Source organism: Terriglobus sp. 2YAB30_2, assembly GCF_052114765.1.
Classification (GTDB): domain Bacteria; phylum Acidobacteriota; class Terriglobia; order Terriglobales; family Acidobacteriaceae; genus Terriglobus.
The window spans coordinates 407071-428133 of record NZ_JBFRFJ010000002.1; the positions used below are offsets into that span (position 1 = coordinate 407071).

Sequence of the window (21063 nt, forward strand, 5' to 3'; positions counted from 1 at the left end):
GATATAGTAATCTTGATTCTACTTCAAGGAGGGACGACCCCGCCAGAAATCGAGACGAGGCCAGTTCCGTGGGAGATTCCTGCAATGGCAACTTCGATTACCTTCTTCCCCGTAGATAACGGGGATATGACGCTTATCTGCCTGGGTGACAAGTCCGGGAAAACCATTCTGATCGACTGCAATATCCGCGCAGCTGCGGACGATGCGGATGACGAAACTCGCGATGTAGCAAAAGATCTTCGTGAACGGCTAAAGACAGACGTGAATGGACGCCCGTTCGTGGACGTCTTTCTTTTGAGTCATCCAGACCAAGACCATTGCCGGGGGCTGAAGAAGCACTTCCATCTCGGGTCGCCGGCGGACTACGCAGACGACAAAAAGTCCACCAATGAAAAGCGCATTCTGATCGGGGAGATGTGGTCCTCGCCTATGGTGTTCCGGCGTGCCAGCGTCGAACATAAGCTTTGTGACGATGCCAAAGAGTTCAACGCCGAGGCGAAACGACGGGTTGCCATTGCACGCGAAAAAAACTGCTCGGGCATTGACGACGGTGATCGCATTCTGATCTTGGGTGAAGATGAAGATGGGAAAACCGATGACATCCTAGCGATTGTCGTGAAGGTCGATGAGGACATCACAAAGGTAAATGGCTCCGAAAACGCCGTCTTCAAGGGACGTCTGCTCGCGCCCATGCCGAAGTCCGAGAGCGATGAAGAAGAAGAAGAACTGCGCAAGAACCACTCCAGCGTCATTTTGAATATGGAATTGGCAGATGACGAATCCCGCAAGACGGTCAAGAACTTCCTGAGCGGCGGGGACGCCGAAGTGACCATATGGGAAAAGCTTTGGACAAAGCACAAGCAAGCATCCGCTGTCCTGGAATACGATCTGTTGCAGACGCCGCATCACTGCTCTTGGCACTCGCTGTCCCATGACAGCCGTTCCGACCTCGGCGATAAGGCCAAGGCCTCACCTGATGCGAAGTCGGCGCTCTCACAAATTCGCGGCGCAGGACGAATTATCGCCAGTAGCTGCGCGATCAAGAATGATGATTGCGATCCGCCCTCCCATGCGGCAAAAACTGAATATGAATCCATCGCCAAAGGAGCAAAAGGAGAGTTCCTCTGCACGGGAGAGAATCCGACCGAGGCCAATCCTGCACCGATGGAGTTCACCATCTCCGAACAGGCCATCAAGAAGTCTGTGCGAAAGGCGGCCATCGAGGCACCCTATGTGATGAAGAAAGGCCTGATTGACGAAATTGCTCGGAAGGCCGCAGAGGCAGAAGCTGTCCAGAGGGGTGGCAATAGCCGCTATGCCTGAGCGGACTGGCATCGCGATGCGTCTACGTGAGGAAGGAATCTCGAAGGTCGATTCCTTCCTCACGTCGGTGTGTAACGCGCGGCGCTTATCTTTGGGGGAGATTGGGGCCTATGAAGGCCGTTCGTTGATTGCCGGTTGGGAGTTCCACGTTCAAACGGACTTGGTGGCTAGACGGCTGCGGGTGGTGCTTGATTCGCGATTTCCGTTTTCTCTCCCCAATTTTTTTCTAGTGGATCGACCGGAGTTTTTGACTTGGCCGCATATAGAAGAAGATGGCCGCCTCTGTCTACGCGCCGACAATAAAGTCAAAAGGCCAGATCACCCTGCGGAAATCGTCGGTGTTCTTCTCGGCCAAGCCGCAGACTTCCTGTGTGCCTGCGAGAACCGATCCAATGAAGGCGACTTTCGCACGGAGTTCTATTCATACTGGAATCGGAGTGTTGAACAGGACGCCGTGGAGGTGTATAGCCTTTTGAAAACGGAAGGTCCCAGCAGGTTCGTTAGAGTTTGGCGAGGTGAATCTCGGTCACTAGTGGGAGAATCTGAAGAAGACATCCTAGCCTGGCAGCGGCATCGCTACGGTAACCTTCCCCAGTTCCAATCAACTGACATTGCATGTTTTCTCTGGCTTCCCCAAGCTCTCGTTCCAAGTCAATATCCGCATACAGCCGGTGATATGTATCGTTTAGCTGAGATGACGCCGGGAGGCAAACAGCTAGTAGAGCAATTTAGCCGAAAAGGAAAGTCCCCCTTTCATTTCATTCTCGGGGCGGACAGCGGCAACGGTCCCTGCCTCGCCGCATTGAAGACACAGCCCTCCGTAACAGTGGATATTCGAGGCCAACGGCGAAATCGTCGGCTGAACGGATTTCGACCTGGGAAGATCCCGCCGTCCATTACGGCTTCTCGGCTGTTCTCTTCGAACAGCGCGGCTACGCGTTTGAAAGTGAATCGCGTCGATTCTGCTTGGATTCACGGCAGAGGATATGACCCGCACCACGCAAAGCTGTCTGGGAAGAAAGTTGTAATCGTAGGTTGTGGGTCTGTTGGAGCGCCGATCGTACAACAACTGATCATGTCAGGTGTTGGGCACCTGGATATCATAGACCCCGAGGTTCTGACTTCAGCCAACGTGGGCCGGCATCCGCTCGGCACCGAATACGTTGGCCAGAACAAGGCAATTGCACTTGCCGAAAATCTGCAACGGAACTACCCACACGCGACGATTCGAGGGTTTGGGATCTCCTACGAAGAGTTCGTTTTGCAGGAAGCTTCTTCGATGAGGGACGCCGATCTCATCGTCTGCGCTACTGCAGAATGGGAAATCGAAAAACTCTTGAATCTACAACACATTCTGGGGGAGGTTCCTCAAGCCATCCTGTACACCTGGACGGAGCCACACGCATGTGCTGGCCATGCCGTACTGCTCACATCGGCTAGCCCATGTTTCCAATGCGGTATGAGCTTGGAGGGAGAAGCACGCATGACCATGACAAAGTGGCCTGCAGGTACTAAGCAAGAACTCTTCGAGCCTGCATGCGGTGCGGTGTTCCAGCCATATGGTCCGGTGGAACTGCAAGGCACGATCTCACTAGCCTCATCTTTGGCGTTGGACAGTCTTCTAGGGAATCAAACAACATCAATCCATCGCGTTTGGGGCGGACCCCAGTCGTTATTGATGGATGCAGGCGGAAGGTGGACCGAAGCATGGCTGGAGGGGCACCCTGAGCGGCTGCGCGGAGGTTTCCAAGAGGAACTTGAATGGACGAGGGACGAACTTTGCCCGGCGTGTGGAAGAAACGATATTGGCGCAGTCTTCACTTCAGAATCGGAGATTCGGAGCAGCGACTTGTCCTCACCCCCAGGGTTCTTAACCACATAGCGAGATACCAGCAGTGCGAGCCCTCCTCTCCCGAAGCGGGCGGACAGCTCTTCGCACGATTCAAGAAAAATCAGATACATGTGGAACTAGCAACTGGACCGAGAGCGGCTGATCGACGGTCACGATATGGATATGCACCAAACCGTGCGGCAGAACAGCTTGAGATCAATGCATTGCACAAGCGCGGACTGCACTTCATCGGCGATTGGCATACGCATCCGGAGCGTCTACCGCATCCCTCTCAATCCGACGTGCGCAGCATCCGTGAAGCCTTCAGGCAATCGAAACATCATTTGAATGGCTTCATCTTGCTGATCGCCGGAACAGAGCCTTTTCCACCTGGCTTGTTTCTGTCCCTCTACTATTCTGACGGTGAAACGCCAATAATTTCGAATTCGCAACATTCGAGTGTCCCACCGGTTGCTCAATGATATTTCAAAGGCTGTGACCGAAGAGGTAGAGGCTTCTAAATAAGCAGGGTGTTTAACAAAGCGGAGATGGGCTCTCGATTCGTATATTTGTTACCTCTGCTCACATGCGATGCTCTAAGCGATGAGATATGGCATTGACGCTCTCGAAAGAGACAGCTGATGATTTCGTTGCGTCATGGCTGAGGTTGGATGCGAGTGTAGCCGCATCGTTGGTATAGATCCGCGCGTCGTGTGAGGCGCGAGAGACCGATACATAAGCGAATCTGCTGGACATCAACTCGGGATGAACTTCGGTGTCCATGTTGACAATCACTCGTTCGGAAGTGAGCCCCTGTGAGCTATGTGACGTGACGGCATAGCCGTGGTCGAGGTGTCGCATGGCGTTCGCGTCGAAGCGCACAATCCTGTCTTCTGTACCGTCCATACGCACGCTAATCTTGCCATCCTCGCCGATGTGCTGGATGGTGCCGAGGTCGCGATTGGCAACCTGCAAGTCTCTGGACGGAGCCGTAAATTGGATCTTGTCTCCAACCGCAAATTCACGCTCTATCTCGCGGTAGGCAGCGATGCCGCGCAACCGTGACGGGTCATAGGTCACCTGCTGGCCGTCGTCTCTCCGCACGGTCACGAGATTTTCAGCCGTTTTGGTCGTGACGACTTGAGCATAGGTTCTGGGCTCGATGCCGTGCTCTTTGCTGCCACGCACATAATGGAGAACATCTCCGGGCTGGTAGCGTGCGGCCCATTCGCGGTCAGCTCCGGTCATATCGTTGCGCGGCGTCAGCACGCGCATGGAATACTCTTTGCTGTCTACGACACCAAGTGCCTGCAACTCCCGCCGGACGGCCTGATTGATGGCGCGGCGCGAAGCGTTATCCGGCGAGACAATGAGTGTATTTTCGGGACTCGCAGCGTACTCTTTGGCGATGGCAGCGACACGTTCCTGCGCGTCAACGATCTCTCTGATGCGCCCCTGCCGCGAAAGCATCTCTACCCCGGCAGTTGTTTCGCTGTTGGACAGATGCTCGACAGCTTTCAGCAGTTCAGGGTCTTTCTGTCGCATGATCTGGTCAAGCTGCGTTGTCCTCATGCCAGCTTCCTGCAACTGCTCGAAGGGCTTTCCGGCGTCCACTCCCTGATGCTGGCGCGTATCGCCGATCAACAGCACCTTGTCGTGCGGAGCAATCTTATTCAAGAAGTCACGCATCTGCTGCGTCGATGCCAGAGAGGACTCATCGACCATGTAGAGATGTTTGTTCGCGGGATCGCCGGCGGCCTGCAGGCCGCCGCCCGCGAGGAAGCGTTGCAGCGTGTCCGCCTGAATTCCGGCATCTCGTAATTGCTTCGCAGCACGCGATGTCGGCGCAAATCCTTCCACGGCGTAGCCGTTGTTTTCAGCTCCTTCACGGATGGTTGCCAAGACTGAAGTTTTGCCACTGCCTGCCCGCCCCTGCAATCCTTGTACGCGGTCATAAGAAGTAAGCACTTCTTCGACAACCCGCTTCTGTGCGGAGTTGAAATGAGGACGCGAATCTACCAGCGGGACCGCGCTTTCAATCCCCATGATCTGTGGTGCGCGGCCCTGTCCGTCCCGCACCTTCTGCACGATCTCAGTTTCAGCATGGATGGTGGCCGCAGTGGTGAACCTGCGCCCGGCCTTGGAGCCATCGTCGGTGATTTGTTTGAACTCGCCGGAGGCGATGCGAGCCTCGAAGCTGGCACGGACCTCCGGGTATGTCATCTCTCCCATGCCTCGCCGCAACGCATCCACGTAGAGTTCTCGTTCATCTACAACCGCCTCACGCTCGAATCCCTTATCGCGGGCAAAGGTCACAGCTTCGCGCACCTGCTGTTGACGTTCCTTGGCGGGTGCTTCTTGCGCCTGTTCCTGTCTGCGCGTCCGCGCCTCGGCAACAACCCGGTCGGCTTGGTTGCCGAACTCAGCGGCAATCTGTTTGTGCGCGGCCAGGACTTGATCGGGAGAGAGGATGACTTTCTTGTCGCGGGTGTTATGTGCCGCGATCTGCGCGGCCTCCGGCCCGGCGAAGCCACTACGTGAAAGTGCTTCCTCGATCTGTTGGCGGCGTGGGCTGGATGCCTCAAGATAGGCCGCCGTGTAGCCTTTTACATCAGGTGCTCCACTCCTGCCCGCTTCGATTTCATAGCCAAGCTCGCGCAGCTTGTAGGTCAGGTGGGATTGATAAACGGCGGTCGCAAACTGCTGGCTCTCGAAGAGGGAGTGCGGCTGCAACGCTCGCATTTTCCCGCTGTCGCGTTCGGTCACGTTGAAGATGACGACATGCGTGTGAAGCTGTGGTGCAGCATACCCATCGACCGGACGAGCGGTGTCATGCTCGAACTTGGCGGCGGCAAACTTCCCGGTGGTTTCGGCGGGATTGTTGCCGCCGATGCGAGCCTGCGTGTACTTCTCCAATTCATTCAAGGCGACGTTCACGGCCTCGCGGTGTGCTTCGCGCACCCGGTCATCGCCACCGACAAGGGCGGTGAGCGAGATCGACTTTGGGGCGGAAAAGGTAGCATCCCAACCGGCGCGGTGCTCGACCGGAGAGATGACTTTGCCATCCGCGTTCTTGTATTCATGGACGACGCGATGCGATACCAACTGCTTGCCGGTTTCCGGGTGTTGACCTTCCGACAAACGGGCAAACTCTTCCGCGCCCACGGCTCCCGACAAACCAAACTCAGAGGCCAGCTTGCCATGCCATTCGCCCTGAATGGTGTCGCCCTGCTTCCAGTAGTTCTGCTCGGCGGCGGTGAACTCTTTGGCATGATAGGTCTGTGCCTGGGATGCGGAGAGCGGTTTCGAGATATTCAACATGGCAACTCCTTATCCCTTAAACGTGAGGGCCTGTTGCTCGCTGGTGTCGTCCTGCACAGCGGTTTCCTGTTGTACCTCGTGCGCTGCGACAGGCTCATTGGGTTGTGGCTGCGGTTCGACAGGAGCAGCGGAAGGCTGCGGCTCGTGTGCCAATTCCGCCGCACCGGCTTCCGTCTTCGGGATATACGGCAGCTTGTCATCCGGGCGTTCCCGCAGCTCGAATGGCTTCGCGACCTCCGGCATATCGAAGTACGGAAAGGAAAAGTACGTGACCTTGTTTTGATATTTCATAAATGCATGGAGGTCCGGCAGGCCGGAAATTTCCGACTCCAGCACAAGCGGCTCAACCTGCCTCTCGATGGTGAAGTTGTGGCCTGCGCGTGTCCCATCGAAGTGTGTCTCACGTAGGCGCTCGATCTCGACCTTGCCGATGAACTTGGACACCCATTCCCCGGCATTCGGTTCCTTGGTCGTGAGCCAAACGCTGGTCGCAGGCTGCGACAGCATCACCTCGGCGAGATGGCCGTACAGATACTCAAGCTGCGCCTTGCCCTGGAAGCCAAGCAGCACGGGATTCTGCCCCTTTCTTCCTTCGGTAATCGCCGTGTGAAGCTGCGGCAACTTCTGCAAGCTCGCCAACTCATCAATGACGAACCACACTCGTTTTTGCTCCTTCGTTGGCTCATTCAAGAGCCGCAAAACCAGCCAGTCAATCCATAGGCTCTGCAACGGACGGAGGGCTTCGCGCTCCGCCGGAAGCGACGTAATAAAGATCCAGCCTTTCCTTTTCTCAGCCCATTCCGTTGCGGTCCATGTGCCGTTGCCTTCGTCTCTCTTCGGGAGCAAACGCAGGCTGTCCGCCACGAGGCCGAGCGAGCCGAGAACACCGGCACGTTGTTGCTGGGCGCGCGGGTCAATCAGGTGTGCGTGCTCTGTTCCTTTTAACCTGCGGTCGATCTCATCCGGGTTGGACATCCACTGCACCAGCTCATCCGGCGTCGGTCTGTAAGCCATCAGGAAGGCAAAGATTTTCTGCGGCGACTCGATGAAAAACTCTCCCTTACGATCCTGGGGCGGTTGAAAGAGAGACGCAGCTAATGCCTTTGCTTCGGAGCGGCTGCGCAGGTCTTCGGCTGGCCCCCAATAGGGGCAGCGTGCGTCGAGTGGATTGAGAATGACATCGCCGCGTGTGGGATCGTAGAACCGCTTTACAAACTCGCGGGCCGGGTCATACACGATGGCCGAATCTCCGCGGCCCTGCACTTGCCGGAGCACCTGGAAAAGAAGGGCGGACTTGCCTGAGCCTGTGTCGCCGATGATCTGCATGTGCTGCGCTTCGGCCTTCGCCGGAATGCGAATCATCTCTTTCATGTCGTCGGTTTTGAAGCCGATGCCATCGCCCTTGACGGCTCTATTGAACTCCTGAGGTGTCAGCCGCTCCGGGCCTTTCAGTCGCCGCCCATACTTGAGAGTCTTCTGCCTGTTCACGTCTTTTGTGACAGCGAACGGTAACAGTACAAGGAAGATTCCGGCGCCGCAAAGCAGCGGGAGTTTCAACATCACCGACAGGTCACTCTTGTAGATGGCTACCTTAAGGTAATCGCACAACCGGGCATCCACGTAGCTCCGCACCGGGCCACGAAAGAGCAGGTCGTTGCCATGCTGGATGGCAGACGGAGAGAGCGCCAGTGGAATGATCTTCCCACCCGGCTCGATGGTCTTTCCATGCACCACGTCATTAGTCGTGACAGGGCTCGGCTTTACGCCCCGTCCCGTCAGAAAGAGCATCCGGTACTGGCTGCGATGCGTCCGGCTGAGTGATCCGAGGAAGGATGTACGCGCATAGACCGGCATATAAAACCGCTGCAACGGAGTACCGACAAACCGGAGTCGAGCATAGACAAACACGACCGTCAGAACGATGGCCGCGAAGATCGCGGCATAGGTATAAATGGGCCGGTGTTGCGGCCAGATGATCGTCTCTTTGCGACCCCACATTGTCTTTGCCATTGCCTTATCTCCTTCCTTCGGCCAGGAGTTTTCCGGCCAGCTCATGCTTGGCCGTGCCAATCTGGTCCAGTAGCTTGTCGAATGCTTCCGGTGTCATCGTTTGCCCGATAGCAACCGAGCGGAGCGCATTCACGAGCAGCAAACGAACTCCTACGATCTCCGGCAGGATGATCTTTTCTGACCCGCCTTCCGTTCGTGCGGCAACGGCGTCCAGCGCCAAGTCGCGCAGCCATTCGCCGGTCGTCTTGGCTTCCGCGCTTGCAGCATCCTCTACGGCGCGATATTCCGTCGCCGTGACTTTGGTCGTGAGCGTCTGGTTTCGGCTCTCACGGCCACGAATCTTGCCACGCTTTGTAGTCATCTGTGCATCAAGAATCGCCATGCCGCAATGCTCCAATTCTCGAAAACCGCAGGGAGCTAACTAGCTCCCCAATTTTCGTAAGTCCTGTACTTTGCCACGGAACCCATTAGCTCCCGCAGGGAGCTAAACAGCTCCCTACGAGGGGTGGAGTGTCGAAATACACCCGGTGCGCAGCACCGCTCTGGTACTGCCACGGATGTAGGTGGAGGATCATGCCTTCGATCCCGCCACAACTGACGGTGTTTGGGACGCTGAAGATGCTGCGGAAACCGGCTTCTTCACAGCCGGGTCCGGCGCCTCATTCGCGGCTGCCCTACGCACCCGCAATGTCGGTGTGACCCGTTGCGCCTCGGGAGTCCGAAGGAACTCTTGGAACTCACGATCTTTAGAGAACACATAAGCGAGTGCCTGTTCCACAACATCGTTCGCGGAAGCGTGAATGAAAGTGGCATATTGATCGACCTGAGTGGCGGTCGTATCCGTCAACCGAATAGAGGCGCTGAGGTGGCGGGTTTGGGTGACTTCTAGCAGGGGCATTGTGTTCTCCTTTGGGGTTGAAATCAGGCTGTCTTTCGATGAGCAATCATGCGCTGCGCCGTCGCCGCAATCTCCCGCGCACGAGTGGCACAAAGTGCTGCGGAAAGCTCGGCCCAGCGGCGGGACTCAAGCAGCGTGATCACGTCGTCAATAGCGATGCCCTCGATGAGCCAGAGGCGAGCCGAAGCAACATCGAGAGCTTCACGAACGAATACAGGAACTTGATATTGCTCTCAGTTGGCTCCAGAGCGAAGGGATTGACGCGCGGGCCGTCTTTTCCGACGCGGTCAACCCGCCCGCCGTATAATTCGACAACGCTCTCGTAGCTGCCGCCAATATCGAAAATGTAGGTAAAACCGCTGTATTTCTGCTCAAGGGCGATGATCTGGTTCCCGTGAACCGACTTCCCGGTCCCGGTCGGACCGATGATGAGCATGACGCGTACGCCATCCACATACACATCCTGAAAGAACGGTGTCCGGGTACGGGTCTCGAAGATATTCAGGTACTCCGAATCGAGGTCTTCGGAATGTGGGTGGCCGATGTGCGGAGCGAAGACAGAGGAGAGTCGCGCATGATGATCCTCCGCAAGCCACAGCGGGAAGACGTTGAACTTTTGATTACCGGGGAACATCGCGTAAAAGGCAGAGAGATTGCCAAGCGTCTCCTCCATCACTTGAGCGCGTGCATCGACGAAGATCCGATGCACGGCGGGCACGGTATCGCAGAGCTGCTCCGCGCTGCGTGCCGCCAGCAGCAAGCGGAGCGAGTATTCGCCCTGCGCTTTCTTATCCAACTCGCGGATGACCTGACTCAAGTCATCGACGTTACTGCTGGCGGCCTTCGCACCGGCACCTGTTTCGAGTGACGCGGTATCGCGCCCGCTCATCACGCGAGTCAGTACACCGACCTTGAAAAACGAGATGAACTTCTCCTGAGCGTCGATCTCGCTGCGGGCCGCGGTTGTGGACTTCACGCGCCATGTCGAGCACAGGACACTATCGCAATCGAGTGTGAGCAGGCTGGAGAACTGGCACGGCCTCGATGCTTCGGGCGTCGTCTTCAGGGAGAACATCTGCACATGGCGCTTGCCGACTTGCAGGTAATCGCTGTGCCACGCAACCGGGTTCTTCACGATCTGCCGGTCTACGCCGGTATCGCTGCGGAGCTGGTCAGCACTGGCCCAATCTTCAAGGTTGAACAGATAGCTGAAGAACTGAAAGACATCATTCTTCGGGAGCAACCGCAATCCAAGAGTGCTGCCGAGATGGCTTTCAAGGATGGTCGCTGTTTTCTGAAGCTCGGACAACATCCGCGATGTGTCAGCGGCGTTCTCTTGGGGCTCACGCTCAAACGCCTTCACCCTCGACGGCTCAAGCGTGAGGCACCAATGCAGGTCAATGCGGCGGAAGGCTGCCGTCTTCTCTAGGAATGCGAGCCGGTCGTCCACGAATACCTGCGTGGCGGCATTGATGTATGTGTTCTGACGTGGCAATTCAAAGCCGGACCTGACGCGGGCGTATTGATACAGGCAGGAACCTTCGGGCAGCCCACGTAGTGCGCCCTCAATCGACCGCATCCGCGCATCGAGTTCCTGGTCGGCCAAACCTTCTCCGTCGATGCCGGTGAGGGAGAACAGGCATCCGTAACCGCCGCCCTTGAGAGCAAAGACGTTCGGGCCGATGAAGCGCGAGATGGGCACAATCGAGCACGCGGCTCCAGCCTTCGTGAACCACGGCGTATGTTTGTGTTGCTCAGTGTTTGCGCGGGTCATAGTAGGACTTCTGGTTGAGGCTGAGGCCCCAGAGTTGAAACATCTTTGGGTGTTTGCGAACAATGAGCCATGCACTCACTGCAAGCGTGGGGAAGGCAATCATCGCCAGAAGACGAAACCCAACGAGGAAAACCGTCACGCAGACGAATACGATCGCCATCCATGCTGTAAGATCGAGACCAAGCTTGGCTCTCGGTCGATTCAGCGCTTGATTGATCGGTAACGGCTCTCCCCGCTTGGTCATAGCAGATGCACCTCCTACATCTGTTGCCCGGTTAAACTGCCTATCCAACCGGCACCCCAACCGAGCACTCCGGCACCGAACAGCGCGCCGAATAGTCCAGGAATTGCGTCCTGAAATCTCCCTGACATCATGCGGATTCCGGCGAAGATCAGGCCGCCGAAGCAGATAACAGCACCCGCATAAATACAGAAAGTTTTGAATGTTCCCATCAGGGTCGTTGCACCGGAGAAATCCATCGTTCCCTGAGCGTGAGCGACGCCGCTTCCGGCTCCCGCAAACAGGAGGGCAGCAAGCGTCGGTCCCATCACATGAAGAGCGTGGCGGAGGGATTGTTTTGAGAGGGAGATTGCCCACCGTTTGGCGGGCCGATTGATCGACCGATCGAGAGGCTTTCCCAACCGGATTGCGGGGCGGATTCTGAGCATCTTTGCACCTCCGCTGACCTCACTACGTCAGCATGGCGCAAAGCTAAGTGCCGTCTTCCAACCGAGTCCAATGACTTTTAGGGAAAGCGTTATTCCGTTTAGGAATAGCGGGGGCCGTTCGACTGAGATAGATTCGCTAAAGTTCGTATTCCCGAAGAACTTCGGGCGTGCCAACTCCACCCTGATACAGAGAGGCCGTCGCCGTAGGAGCATGGGACACGCAGCAGGAGAAAAAGGTGCCGTCCGTTATATCGATTTGAAGCTCGATTCCGCCGCTCCCGTCCTTGCAAATGCGGACCGTCTTGATGGTCTTCCCGGACAGTTCGGAGCATTCCACGTAATCTCGGTTCATGTTCTCAGACCTCGCTAGAGCTGGAAGCCAGGTCCATTATCACACTCATCGTGTGTAGACTCATAGTGGTCACGCTCCAAGTATGGAAGGGTGACCACTCGCTCCGTAAAGTCTCGATTTGGAACCGCGGTGCGAAGACTGCGCGCAGAACGGGGCTATTCCCAGGAGGAACTCGCGGAACGGGCCGGACTGCACCGAAACTATGTGGGCGGTGTAGAACGAGGCGAACGGAACGTAGCTTTAGAGAACATCGTAAAACTGGCGAAGGCACTTTCGGTTGGTCCCAAAGACTTGTTTGCCGACTTTTCATAGCTATCTGTGCAACACCCTGTTGCACGAATCCGGGTCAGAGGAGCCATCCCGAGGCAGCCACGGTATTCACGATGGCTGAAGCTTGCGCGAACCGGAAGTACCCCCGAATCCAGCCCCCGAGAGCAGGAGAGATCCAATCGCCACACTCTGCAAGCTGCGCCAAAGAGACCCTTCGTTGATGTCCGGCGTAGAGCGATCCGGCTGAGGTGAGGATCGGCTCATGATGGGCGACGCGATTCCGCAACCAGCGGATTGCTTCTAATCGTCGATGGATCACGGGGCGGGCGAGTCTGACGCCGGGAAAGGCCGCACTCAGGCAGGGCTGCCAGAGAGTCCAGTGATACCGTTGGGCAGCCAGATCTGTCCAGAAGCCAAACATGAGTTCGGCTACGACCTTGCCAGGGGAGGCGTTTGCCCCGCCCGCATCCCGAACGGCCGCGGCAATCTTGTCGCGCGCATAGGCCGACAAAGGAGCTACCGTGTACCAGCGCGGCGTGGCGAAATGGGCGGTGAGCTGATCGTGCATGCTATTGCGGATGGCGACTTCGAGGCCATGCAATAGGCCGAACGTCATCTCCGAGAGCGCCACATTCTGTTCGTAGAGAGAAACCGCGTCTCCAAGGTTTTGAGAGGTGGCGGCGAGATACCGCTTGAGCCTCTCCCTGGAGACGGCGCGCTCAATTTCGGTCAGAAGCTGCGCGGAATGGGGCAATGGAATCCTCCGAGGGACCGTGCTAGTATCAATTTGAGGCTTCCGGGAGCATCCCTGCCGCAAGGCATATTCCCAGGGCAAAGAGCGAGAAGGGGCCAGCGATGGCCCCTTCTTCTTTTGCGCCACGCTTTATCGTGGCCCCTCCATTCTGTTTTGTAAATACCTATGAATGAACAAGTTACCGACCTCTGCCGGAGTTCGGCAGAGGTCTCCTATAGGTCTATCCGCAACCTGTAGAAATGAATGATCTAGGGCCATCCGTTCAATTGCCATGGGTGCAGAAGGGTGCTCAACCGTGGGTCATTCCGTCAGCGCGGAGTGGAAATAGAAGGCGATCACGACCAGCGGAGCTTCATTATGCCGTCTGTTCTCCATGCCAAATCGGGAATCCAAGCAGAACCTGAAGATCGCAATCATTGCAGCTAATGGGTCTTCCCAGCTGAGCGAAGGAGGCCGGAATGCCTCTCTCCTGCAGTACCGCAAGCACAATCAAAGTCACGCCGTAGTCACAGGTCTACTGAACCTCGGGCTGCATTATGGCTGCGCATCGAGAAAATCCATGATCCCGCTGTAGGCAGTTGCCAACTGTGTCTTCAGTGCGTCCCGCTCCCGCGATTGAAGGTGCTTCGTCTGCTTGCCACCCTTGGTTTCGAACGGATGGCTGTCAGGAATGCGATTCCGGCGATCGTTCGCAGCCCTGAGCGCTGTCGCGATCGCGGTAAATTCACGCGCGAAGGCACCGTTAGCGTCTAAAAGCTGCCCAAATGTCCTGAGCCTCTGTCCGCTTCCGTCCACCAACGTCATGGCTCCAGCCAAGTTGTTGTCCGCCAAATACTTCTGGAAGGCACGAAAGACCGCATCGTTGAATGAGTTCTGGGATGCGAGCCATCCGGACTTATCCGAATAAAACTTGCTGTCGGCGTTCAGGAGCAGGTTGAGCGCGTGCTGAAAATTCGCATCGAGAAGTGGCTTCCAACCTCGCCAATAGCGCAGGCCGAACCTAGAACGGATCACGTCACCTATCTGGTCAAATTTGGTACTGCGAGTGGCGCCGATCAAACCGAGTCCCTTGAAGACGTTCTTCGTCTCTGGCGACATCCGGCTAACTCGCAGCCTCAAATCGTGCGTCGAGATATCGCGCTGCACTAACTCTTCGGCTAGCACCATCCCCGCAGCCGGTGCGTGCTGTTGAATAAGGTCAGCGACCACACCGCCCCGCTCGAAATCGCCATCAGCAAGGTGCGGTATAACGAGCGACTGAATATATGCGGTACTGGTACGAAGCTTGTTGAGGACGCGGGTTGCGGGGACAATTCCGGCATTCCTGCACGTCAGGAAGAAAGCAAGAAGTGCACGCTGGATGGAAAACGAGAGATGTCTGGCTCTGGCGCGCCGACGGGCGATCGGCAGCAACGCTGTAAGGTCGCTGTGATTCCCCAAGCGAGCAGCCAAAAGCCAGAGTTCGCCCTCGACATAGTCGTAAAGAACTCCTTGGGTCAGCATCGCTCGAACCTTGGTCATGATCGGCCGCGACTTGGCATAGTTCTGGAAATACGCTGCGAAGGCATCGATATGCTCTGGGTGCGAAGGAAGGAGCTTCAAGGTCGTGGCGAGTAGTTTCCGTGATGCACCCGCTCGGTAGAGGACGAAGCGAAGACGGCTCTTGTCCTTCACTCTTAGCGGTCGCCCCCCAACCGCGTCGTTGAACACCGCCACCGCCGAATCATCATCAAGCTCGGCTTCGTCGCCCGTCCTGCCCGTGGATTCGGCGATGCTGGGAAGCGTGCCTAGCGCATCTGCAAGCGTCGCCGCGTACATCACACTGAACTTCGAACTCTGCGGTATCAGGCTCCAGCGCCGGCACTCCATCTCGAGAATGATTGCGGCYCTGCGAACCTCCTCCTCGGTGTGAGCTAGAACGCGGATGTCGTCCACGTACCGGATATACGGGATTCCAGCCTTCGCCATCGCTTCGTCGAGTGGAAGGAGAAATACCTCCGCGAGAAAATCCGAAGCCACTGGCCCTTGCGGAATGCCATGGTCCACGGGGATGCCGCCGGCACCAGAGGTCCAAACGCACAGCCAATCCCGGATGAGTTTCCAAACTTCGCTGCTCCCACCAGATGGAGCCACGATGCTTTGTAGCGCACGGTGGGAGATAGTCTCGTAGAACGCAGCCAAGTCGAAATGTGCGATCCAGTGATTCCCGGCCATGAGGTGACGACCGAGGCGGGTCGAGAATCCGCTATAGGTGCGGCGCCAGTCCTGAAGGAAGAAGATCGACCTCGGATCAGGGTTCAGGCAATTGCTGAAGACGACGTTTCGTTCGACGGCGGCGCGCCGCGTCGCCATCTGCGCCGCGACCTCATTGGCAATTGCTTGAAGGACGATCTGATCGTCCAGGGAGAGGAGGGACAGCGGGCGAAGAAGCTTTGAAGCCTTCGGCATATAGAGCCGAATGGGACTCGTCGGTTTCCATGCGCCACGCAACTTCTCATGTAACAACCGAAGGTTCGGCTTCCGACCGGGCTCGTAAGCCTGGTACAGATGTCGGAACATCCGCTTGTGCTGCATATTCGTCGCCGTGGTTATGCGCGCCCAGGCGAGATCGAGATTCCGGATGGAAATCAATGAGGCTTTATTCATAGAAGATTGCCTGGCGCAGCGAAACGATTCTACGTCACGCGAAGCTTCTTCATGGAACAGCAGCTCAATTCTGCGAAGGCGTCGACTACCTTCGCTCAACCGGCCAGTCGAAGAAATCTAAATTGTGATCGGTCCGCCACCGCCGACGCCTCGCAGTACAGTGGCACACGCAAGTAAGCTCACATGGGTCGAACGGTGCTGTTCTCGGCCATGTCGTGCCAAACTGGGAGGAACCAGCGAGAACACAACTGATAAATAGCATGGATCGGTGTAAGTACGTAGAATAAAGCCACTTATATTTACCCGCGTCTATGAAAGACCAAGATGGAGGGTTTCTGCCGACTATCACTCCGACGGAATTGACGGCTGTGCTGACAGGAGATCCCGAAGCGCTCGAGATCCACCTTTCTTTAGTGGAGCGGGACGTTTCGATTGCTGGTCAGGCGGTAAAAATTCACTGTCACTGTCTGACAGTTGATGCGAATGGTCGAGTCCAACCGCAGAGGTTGGCCGAGTTCATGCGTAATGCGGTCGCGGACTACGCAATTCCGCGCGTTCAGCTTGCCAAAGCCAAGGAACGCGATGCTAAGTACAACAGCACCGAAGCCGTCGCTGCACTTGTCGAGCAGGCAAAACGCTCCTTCACTGACATCGCCCTGACGGGTGAGGGCGGGGAGATGCTACTGTTCCTCCTGGCCGAGCGCTTCCTCAAACTTCCGCAGATCCTCTGCAAAATGGACCTGAAGACCGACATTAGGATGCACTATCACGGTGCCGACGGTGTCTATGCCGGAGTGACTACTGACGGTATCCTCAAGCTCTACTGGGGCGAATCAAAAATCTATAAAGACCCAGGTGCGGCGATTCGGGAGTGTCTTAGCTCGCTCGCTCCGTTCCTCATCGAACTGGATCACGAAGGTGCGGAACGCGAACGCGATCTTATTCTGCTCGCTGACAAGGCTGATCTCAGTAAGCCGGAACTGACCGAGGCACTGAAGCGGTTTTTTGACAAGAACTCGACACAGTCCAAGCGCGTTCAATATTGCGGGGTTGCGCTCGTAGGGTTCGACGCAGAATTCTATCCTCTAGATCAGGTCAAGGTCGTCGCCGATTCCATCGCGAATGCGGCACGCCTCGAACTTGAGACATGGTGCACAACAATCGGCCAGAGACTGACAACTGAGAAGCTTGAGCAGGTGGAGATCGAGCTGTTTTGTCTGCCGCTGCCATCCGCCGAAGGATTTCGTTCTGCCTTTCTCACAGCGATGGGAGTCGCCAAATGAACCTTCCCGATTTGCAGAATTGGATGGTAGAGGAAGGGTTGCGCATTGAGCTTGACGCTCTCACTCGCCAAACGGTGAGAGCTGAACTCGACAATCTTGCTATTGAGTCTGCGGATGGTCAGGTCGGCGCAACTCCTGATTGGTCTCGCTTGCTGTTCGCTGGCAGTATTCTCGCCCGATCCCGTGAACGGTCGCAGCAAGAAGCTGCACTCAGGATCGCGACAGCTGCCATGACACTTTCCTCCCGCGATGCTGTCCGCGATACCGCCGCAGTGCTGCTAAGCAAGCTATCCAATTTCCGTGCGATTGCGCTCGCAACCCATCGCAATCTGCTCGTCGAAGGTCTTGAAGGGCGGCTAGGCATGACGTTGCGTATCGAAGCACAGCGACGGCAGATGGATCAGTCGGTGCTGATTCAGTCTAGTGGCCGCTGGCTTCCCGTGAATGAGTTCCAGCAGCGCTTTTGGACTAGCGCAGGTGATCCCGGCTGGCTGTCCGCCTCAGCGCCAACTGCCTCGGGGAAGACCTATGTCGTCTTGCTATGGCTTCTCGATCAGATGCGCTCGACCGACGCCAAAGTGGCGGTTTACCTCGCGCCGACCCGTGCACTTGTATCCGAGATCGAGGCTAGTCTCCAGCTTCTGATCGGCAAGAGTCCCGATATTGATGTGTCTTCCTTGCCGTTGCGCGCGAAGTATGACGCGGCGCTCGGAGATGGCGCAAAGCTCATTCTGGTGTTCACTCAAGAGCGCTTGCATCTGATTGCCAATGTTATTGGCGATGCGATTAAAATTGATCTCCTCATAGTCGATGAGGCGCATAAGATCGGCGACAACCAGCGCGGAGTCATTCTCCAAGACGCGATCGAACGAGTCAGCCGCGTGAATCCGGCCCTCAAACTGGTATTCATTAGCCCTGCAACGGAGAATCCGGAGGAGCTGCTCCTCGATGCGCCGGATGGCGTCCAGGTAGCCGCCATCGAGAGCGACGCACCAACTGTCCTCCAGAATCTAATTGTCGCCGAACAGGTGCCACGCACGCCGAAGCGCTGGGCCCTGTCGGTGCGCGGTCACGGTGCCTCGCTCCCCATTGGTGTGCTTGTGCTCGCCAATTCGCCAGCCGGACTCAAGAAACGGCTCGCTTTTATCGCCGCAGCGGTAGGCGAGCGTGGCGGAACCCTGGTTTACGCGAATGGCGCCGCCGAGGCCGAGGATGTCGCCGATCTCATCAGCCAATTGCAACCGCCGCCCGACAAGTTGGACACCGAACTCGCTGCATTGGCAGCCTTAGCTCGGGAGGGTGTGCACCCGCAGTTCCGGCTGGCGCCGCTCGTTGAGCGCGGAGTGGCATTTCATTATGGCAATATGCCCTCGTTGATTCGACTCGAGATCGAGCGGCTCTTTCGTTCAGGCAAGCTTCGGTTTCTCGTTTGTACGTCCACCCTTATCGAGGGAGTGAACCTGTCGTGCCGAACGATTGTACTGCGCGGCCCGCGTAAGGGTATGGGACACCCCATGGAGGCACATGATTTCTGGAACCTAGCAGGTCGCGCGGGCAGATGGGGCGATGAATTTCAGGGAAACATCATCTGCATCGATCCTTATGACACCTTTGCGTGGCCCGGTGGGGTGCCGTCCCGGGCCCGTTATCCAATCAAACGCGAGAGTGACGCCGTTATCGAGCTCGGCGACGGGTTGGCCGATTACTTGGATCGCCGCGCGAACACGGATCTCGCCAGCATCGGCGATGCGGAGCGTTTCGAGCAGGTGGGCGCCTATCTCCTCGCCACATATTTGCGGGTCGGATCGATCGCTCAGGCAAACCTGGCCAAGCGTCACGACCCAGCAGTTGTCAGCCGTCTCGACGAGAGCCTCGCCGCCATTGCTGCCAAAATCGAGATAGAACCCGACCTTGTCGGACGGCATCCCGGCGTCAGTGCATTCGGCCTCCAGAACCTGCTTGATGCTTTCCGTCGCTACGAAGGCGATATCGAAAACCTCCTGCCTGCGGCGGTCGACAGCCAAGATAGCTATGATCGATTCGTCACGATTATGCGACGAATAAATGAGAATCTCTTTCCAGCCTTCGTCCCCCAAGGCCGGGTTCGTCTCCACGCCCTAATCGTGGTGCAGTGGCTGAGAGGCCACTCATTGGCGAGGATAATCAGGGAGAACATTGACTATCATCTCGAAGTTAAGCGGTCATACAAGCTACCGGTATTGATCCGAGACACGATGGATCTGGTCGAGCAGATAGCTCGTTTCCGTGCGCCTAAATACCTTTCTGCATATGTAGACGTGCTTCACCTACACCTGCGCGAGACTGGACGCCCCGACCTGATCGAGGACGAACTCGACATTGGAACCCAGCTCGAGTTCGGCGTCTCATCTCGTACTCTGTTATCGCTGATGGAGCTTGGGCTTTCTCGTATGAGCGCGGTTGCACTTTACGAGAAAATCTCCCGTGACGATCTAAGCCAGCAGGATTGCATTGCCTGGGTTGCCGAGAGGAAAGCGCAGTTCGAAGGCATGGGAATTCCTGCTATCATCCTGCATGAAATCCTGGCGAAGCTAATGCCAGCGGATCCTGAATTCCAAGTTTCACCGCCATAGACGATCGAGGAGAGGGATGCCCGCAAAACCGATCACCATTGGTTCGACGCACTTTGCCAAAAAAGGGGATGCCATCGCCTTCTATAAGGGTATGCTCAACCGCTACGATGTTGGCGACAAGGTAAGCGCTGCCGACGAGAACTTGCTCCGGGCGGTGCTTGCGCTGCATCCCGAAGCCACCGAGAAGATCGGCTGCGGCGTAACGCACTTTAGCGTTAGGAGTGCCGACTTCGGTACGAAGTGCTTTTGGGTTAATCGCCCAGACGGAACGACGGAAAAGTTCTCATGTACGACGTGCATTCGCGGCTGAGGTTAACGACTTGATGTTTAGCGGATTCGCTTCTCACATGACATCCGACAGCCATCATGCAATCAAGAGCACAGCCTATGAATCGCTTGCGGAGTTTCTATCCTTTCCAAGGAACTGGAACTTCCATACCATTTCGCATTCGCACGGCGAAGCGACACAAATACAAAAGCCGTGCGGTAGAAGTCGAATGATGGTGACAGACCTGAAGATTTTCCTCCAACCCGCCGATGCGCCGAGTAGAACCCGCCGGTATTGGGCGAACGTGATGAATTTGACTGTCAGCATCGACAAAGGCGCTCGTCGTCATCGGCTTAGTTCGGTGTCTAGGTGGCTGGGAAACAATCGCTCCCACAACTGATTGAACCGGAATGAGTTGGACCAAAGCGAGGGTGCTCGAGCACCCTTCCGCACCCTCGAATTTCGGTCGCCTCGCAGAAAGAGCAGACTTCTGCCCAGGTCGACCTCTATGCCAATGCACGGCAGAGGTCAGGAGTTTTGAGACGGTTTTGAGTGAGGGTGCTGGCGAGGGTGCTGAATTTCGGTATCTGCGTTTTTCCCAGTGTTTTTGAGTGCTCAAGGGTGCTGTACTTAGCCATCAACGCCCATGAAATCATTTAGATACAATCAATTAGCGTAACTGTCACGGCAGAGGTCGCGGGTTCGAGCCCCGTCGTCCCCGCCATCAATCTAAGAAATTAGAGTTGGCGTGATTTCCTCGACATCTAAAGTAGAGCAACCGCGCGATAACAGTTCTGTACGTGCACGCGAGACTCCTCCATCCCTCTTCTGGTAGCATCCCTCCTGCGCCCCTTCCTGAGCGCTGCATAGAGGTCGCTAGGGCCCTAATGTCATATACGAGGTGACCCATGCCGACTCCTACTATCGAATTAGGCAAAGTTCCCACGCGCTCTATCTGCATGGCCGGTGATTTTGGCGTTATTGCCAAAACCATCTCTGGCTGAGCAGAAGACTTCATCTTCCAGTTCGCGATCCCAGCCGGCAGCAAAGTG

At 56.5% G+C, this 21063-nt stretch carries 15 protein-coding genes and 1 pseudogene; 7 read left to right on the plus strand and 9 right to left on the minus strand.

The features are described 5' to 3' along the window. The first annotated feature begins 84 nt into the window (after positions 1-84). From AB4Y89_RS04400 to AB4Y89_RS04410, 3 genes are read left to right on the plus strand one after another with little or no spacing between them, the layout of a single operon-like run. The gene (locus AB4Y89_RS04400; RefSeq protein WP_442299679.1) at positions 85-1323 is read left to right on the plus strand and encodes a hypothetical protein; all 1239 of its coding nucleotides are present in this window, start codon (positions 85-87) and stop codon (positions 1321-1323) included. Beyond that, the gene (locus AB4Y89_RS04405; protein WP_442299680.1) at positions 1316-3205 is read left to right on the plus strand and encodes a ThiF family adenylyltransferase; all 1890 of its coding nucleotides are present in this window, start codon (positions 1316-1318) and stop codon (positions 3203-3205) included. Before AB4Y89_RS04400 ends, AB4Y89_RS04405 begins: the two co-directional genes overlap by 8 nt. Continuing rightward, the gene (locus tag AB4Y89_RS04410) at positions 3112-3636 is read left to right on the plus strand and encodes a Mov34/MPN/PAD-1 family protein (protein WP_442299681.1); all 525 of its coding nucleotides are present in this window, start codon (positions 3112-3114) and stop codon (positions 3634-3636) included. The genes AB4Y89_RS04405 and AB4Y89_RS04410 overlap by 94 nt, the downstream gene beginning before the upstream one ends. A 100-nt stretch (positions 3637-3736) precedes the next feature. On the opposite strand, the gene mobF is transcribed toward AB4Y89_RS04410, so the two are convergent. From mobF to AB4Y89_RS04445, 7 genes and pseudogenes are all read right to left on the minus strand, one after another. Next, on the minus strand, positions 3737-6475 hold the full coding sequence (gene mobF, locus AB4Y89_RS04415; RefSeq protein ID WP_442299682.1) for a MobF family relaxase: 2739 nt from the start codon (positions 6473-6475) through the stop codon (positions 3737-3739). 9 nt (positions 6476-6484) lie between these two features. Continuing rightward, a complete protein-coding gene (locus tag AB4Y89_RS04420) occupies positions 6485-8485 on the minus strand; it encodes a type IV secretion system DNA-binding domain-containing protein (protein WP_442299683.1) in 2001 nt (666 codons plus the stop codon). A 4-nt stretch (positions 8486-8489) separates the two neighbouring features. Then, positions 8490-8867 (minus strand): hypothetical protein, encoded by a 378-nt coding sequence (locus AB4Y89_RS04425; RefSeq protein ID WP_442299684.1) that lies wholly within the window; start codon positions 8865-8867, stop codon positions 8490-8492. 189 nt (positions 8868-9056) lie between these two features. Next, on the minus strand, positions 9057-9383 hold the full coding sequence (locus tag AB4Y89_RS04430; RefSeq protein WP_442299685.1) for a hypothetical protein: 327 nt from the start codon (positions 9381-9383) through the stop codon (positions 9057-9059). 196 nt (positions 9384-9579) lie between these two features. Further along, a pseudogene (locus tag AB4Y89_RS04435) lies at positions 9580-11157 on the minus strand (VirB4 family type IV secretion system protein); the annotation flags it as partial. Next, a complete protein-coding gene (locus AB4Y89_RS04440) occupies positions 11138-11401 on the minus strand; it encodes a VirB3 family type IV secretion system protein (protein WP_213803155.1) in 264 nt (87 codons plus the stop codon). The pseudogene AB4Y89_RS04435 and the gene AB4Y89_RS04440, both read right to left, overlap by 20 nt. 14 nt (positions 11402-11415) lie before the next feature. Then, positions 11416-11706: a hypothetical protein gene (locus AB4Y89_RS04445; protein WP_442299869.1), complete on the minus strand. Its 291-nt coding sequence runs from the start codon at positions 11704-11706 to the stop codon at positions 11416-11418. Positions 11707-12268: 562 nt separating this feature from the next. On the opposite strand from AB4Y89_RS04445, the gene AB4Y89_RS04450 reads away from it, so the two are divergent. After that, complete coding sequence (locus AB4Y89_RS04450) at positions 12269-12490, plus strand: helix-turn-helix domain-containing protein (protein WP_442299686.1); 222 nt, start codon at positions 12269-12271, stop codon at positions 12488-12490. Between the two features lie 34 nt (positions 12491-12524). On the opposite strand, the gene AB4Y89_RS04455 is transcribed toward AB4Y89_RS04450, so the two are convergent. Together AB4Y89_RS04455 and AB4Y89_RS04460 are read right to left on the minus strand one after the other, a co-directional pair. After that, positions 12525-13202 carry a hypothetical protein gene (locus AB4Y89_RS04455; RefSeq protein WP_442299688.1) on the minus strand — a complete coding sequence of 226 codons (678 nt, stop codon included), beginning with the start codon at positions 13200-13202 and terminating at the stop codon, positions 12525-12527. Between the two features lie 534 nt (positions 13203-13736). Beyond that, entirely contained in the window at positions 13737-15947 is a 2211-nt protein-coding gene (locus AB4Y89_RS04460) for an RNA-directed DNA polymerase (protein ID WP_442299689.1), read from the minus strand. 269 nt (positions 15948-16216) lie between these two features. Here AB4Y89_RS04460 and AB4Y89_RS04465 point away from each other — a divergent pair, with 269 nt between their 5' ends. From AB4Y89_RS04465 to AB4Y89_RS04475, 3 genes are read left to right on the plus strand one after another with little or no spacing between them, the layout of a single operon-like run. Then, positions 16217-17131: a HamA C-terminal domain-containing protein gene (locus AB4Y89_RS04465; protein ID WP_442299690.1), complete on the plus strand. Its 915-nt coding sequence runs from the start codon at positions 16217-16219 to the stop codon at positions 17129-17131. Continuing rightward, a complete protein-coding gene (locus AB4Y89_RS04470) occupies positions 17128-19743 on the plus strand; it encodes a DEAD/DEAH box helicase (RefSeq protein WP_442299691.1) in 2616 nt (871 codons plus the stop codon). Before AB4Y89_RS04465 ends, AB4Y89_RS04470 begins: the two co-directional genes overlap by 4 nt. A gap of 16 nt (positions 19744-19759) precedes the next feature. Next, complete coding sequence (locus AB4Y89_RS04475) at positions 19760-20053, plus strand: DCL family protein (protein WP_442299692.1); 294 nt, start codon at positions 19760-19762, stop codon at positions 20051-20053. The last annotated feature ends 1010 nt before the right edge of the window (positions 20054-21063 follow it).

Excerpts from the sequence above, each read along its gene's own strand:
- AB4Y89_RS04400 (WP_442299679.1), top strand. The coding sequence starts at position 85 with ATGGCAACTTCGATTACCTTCTTCCCCGTAGATAACGGGGATATGACG.
- AB4Y89_RS04405 (WP_442299680.1), top strand. The coding sequence starts at position 1,316 with ATGCCTGAGCGGACTGGCATCGCGATGCGTCTACGTGAGGAAGGAATC.
- mobF (WP_442299682.1), bottom strand. The coding sequence starts at position 6,475 with ATGTTGAATATCTCGAAACCGCTCTCCGCATCCCAGGCACAGACCTAT.
- AB4Y89_RS04420 (WP_442299683.1), bottom strand. The coding sequence starts at position 8,485 with ATGGCAAAGACAATGTGGGGTCGCAAAGAGACGATCATCTGGCCGCAA.
- AB4Y89_RS04425 (WP_442299684.1), bottom strand. The coding sequence starts at position 8,867 with ATGGCGATTCTTGATGCACAGATGACTACAAAGCGTGGCAAGATTCGT.
- AB4Y89_RS04430 (WP_442299685.1), bottom strand. The coding sequence starts at position 9,383 with ATGCCCCTGCTAGAAGTCACCCAAACCCGCCACCTCAGCGCCTCTATT.
- AB4Y89_RS04440 (WP_213803155.1), bottom strand. The coding sequence starts at position 11,401 with ATGACCAAGCGGGGAGAGCCGTTACCGATCAATCAAGCGCTGAATCGA.
- AB4Y89_RS04445 (WP_442299869.1), bottom strand. The coding sequence starts at position 11,706 with ATGGGACCGACGCTTGCTGCCCTCCTGTTTGCGGGAGCCGGAAGCGGC.
- AB4Y89_RS04470 (WP_442299691.1), top strand. The coding sequence starts at position 17,128 with ATGAACCTTCCCGATTTGCAGAATTGGATGGTAGAGGAAGGGTTGCGC.
- AB4Y89_RS04475 (WP_442299692.1), top strand. The coding sequence starts at position 19,760 with ATGCCCGCAAAACCGATCACCATTGGTTCGACGCACTTTGCCAAAAAA.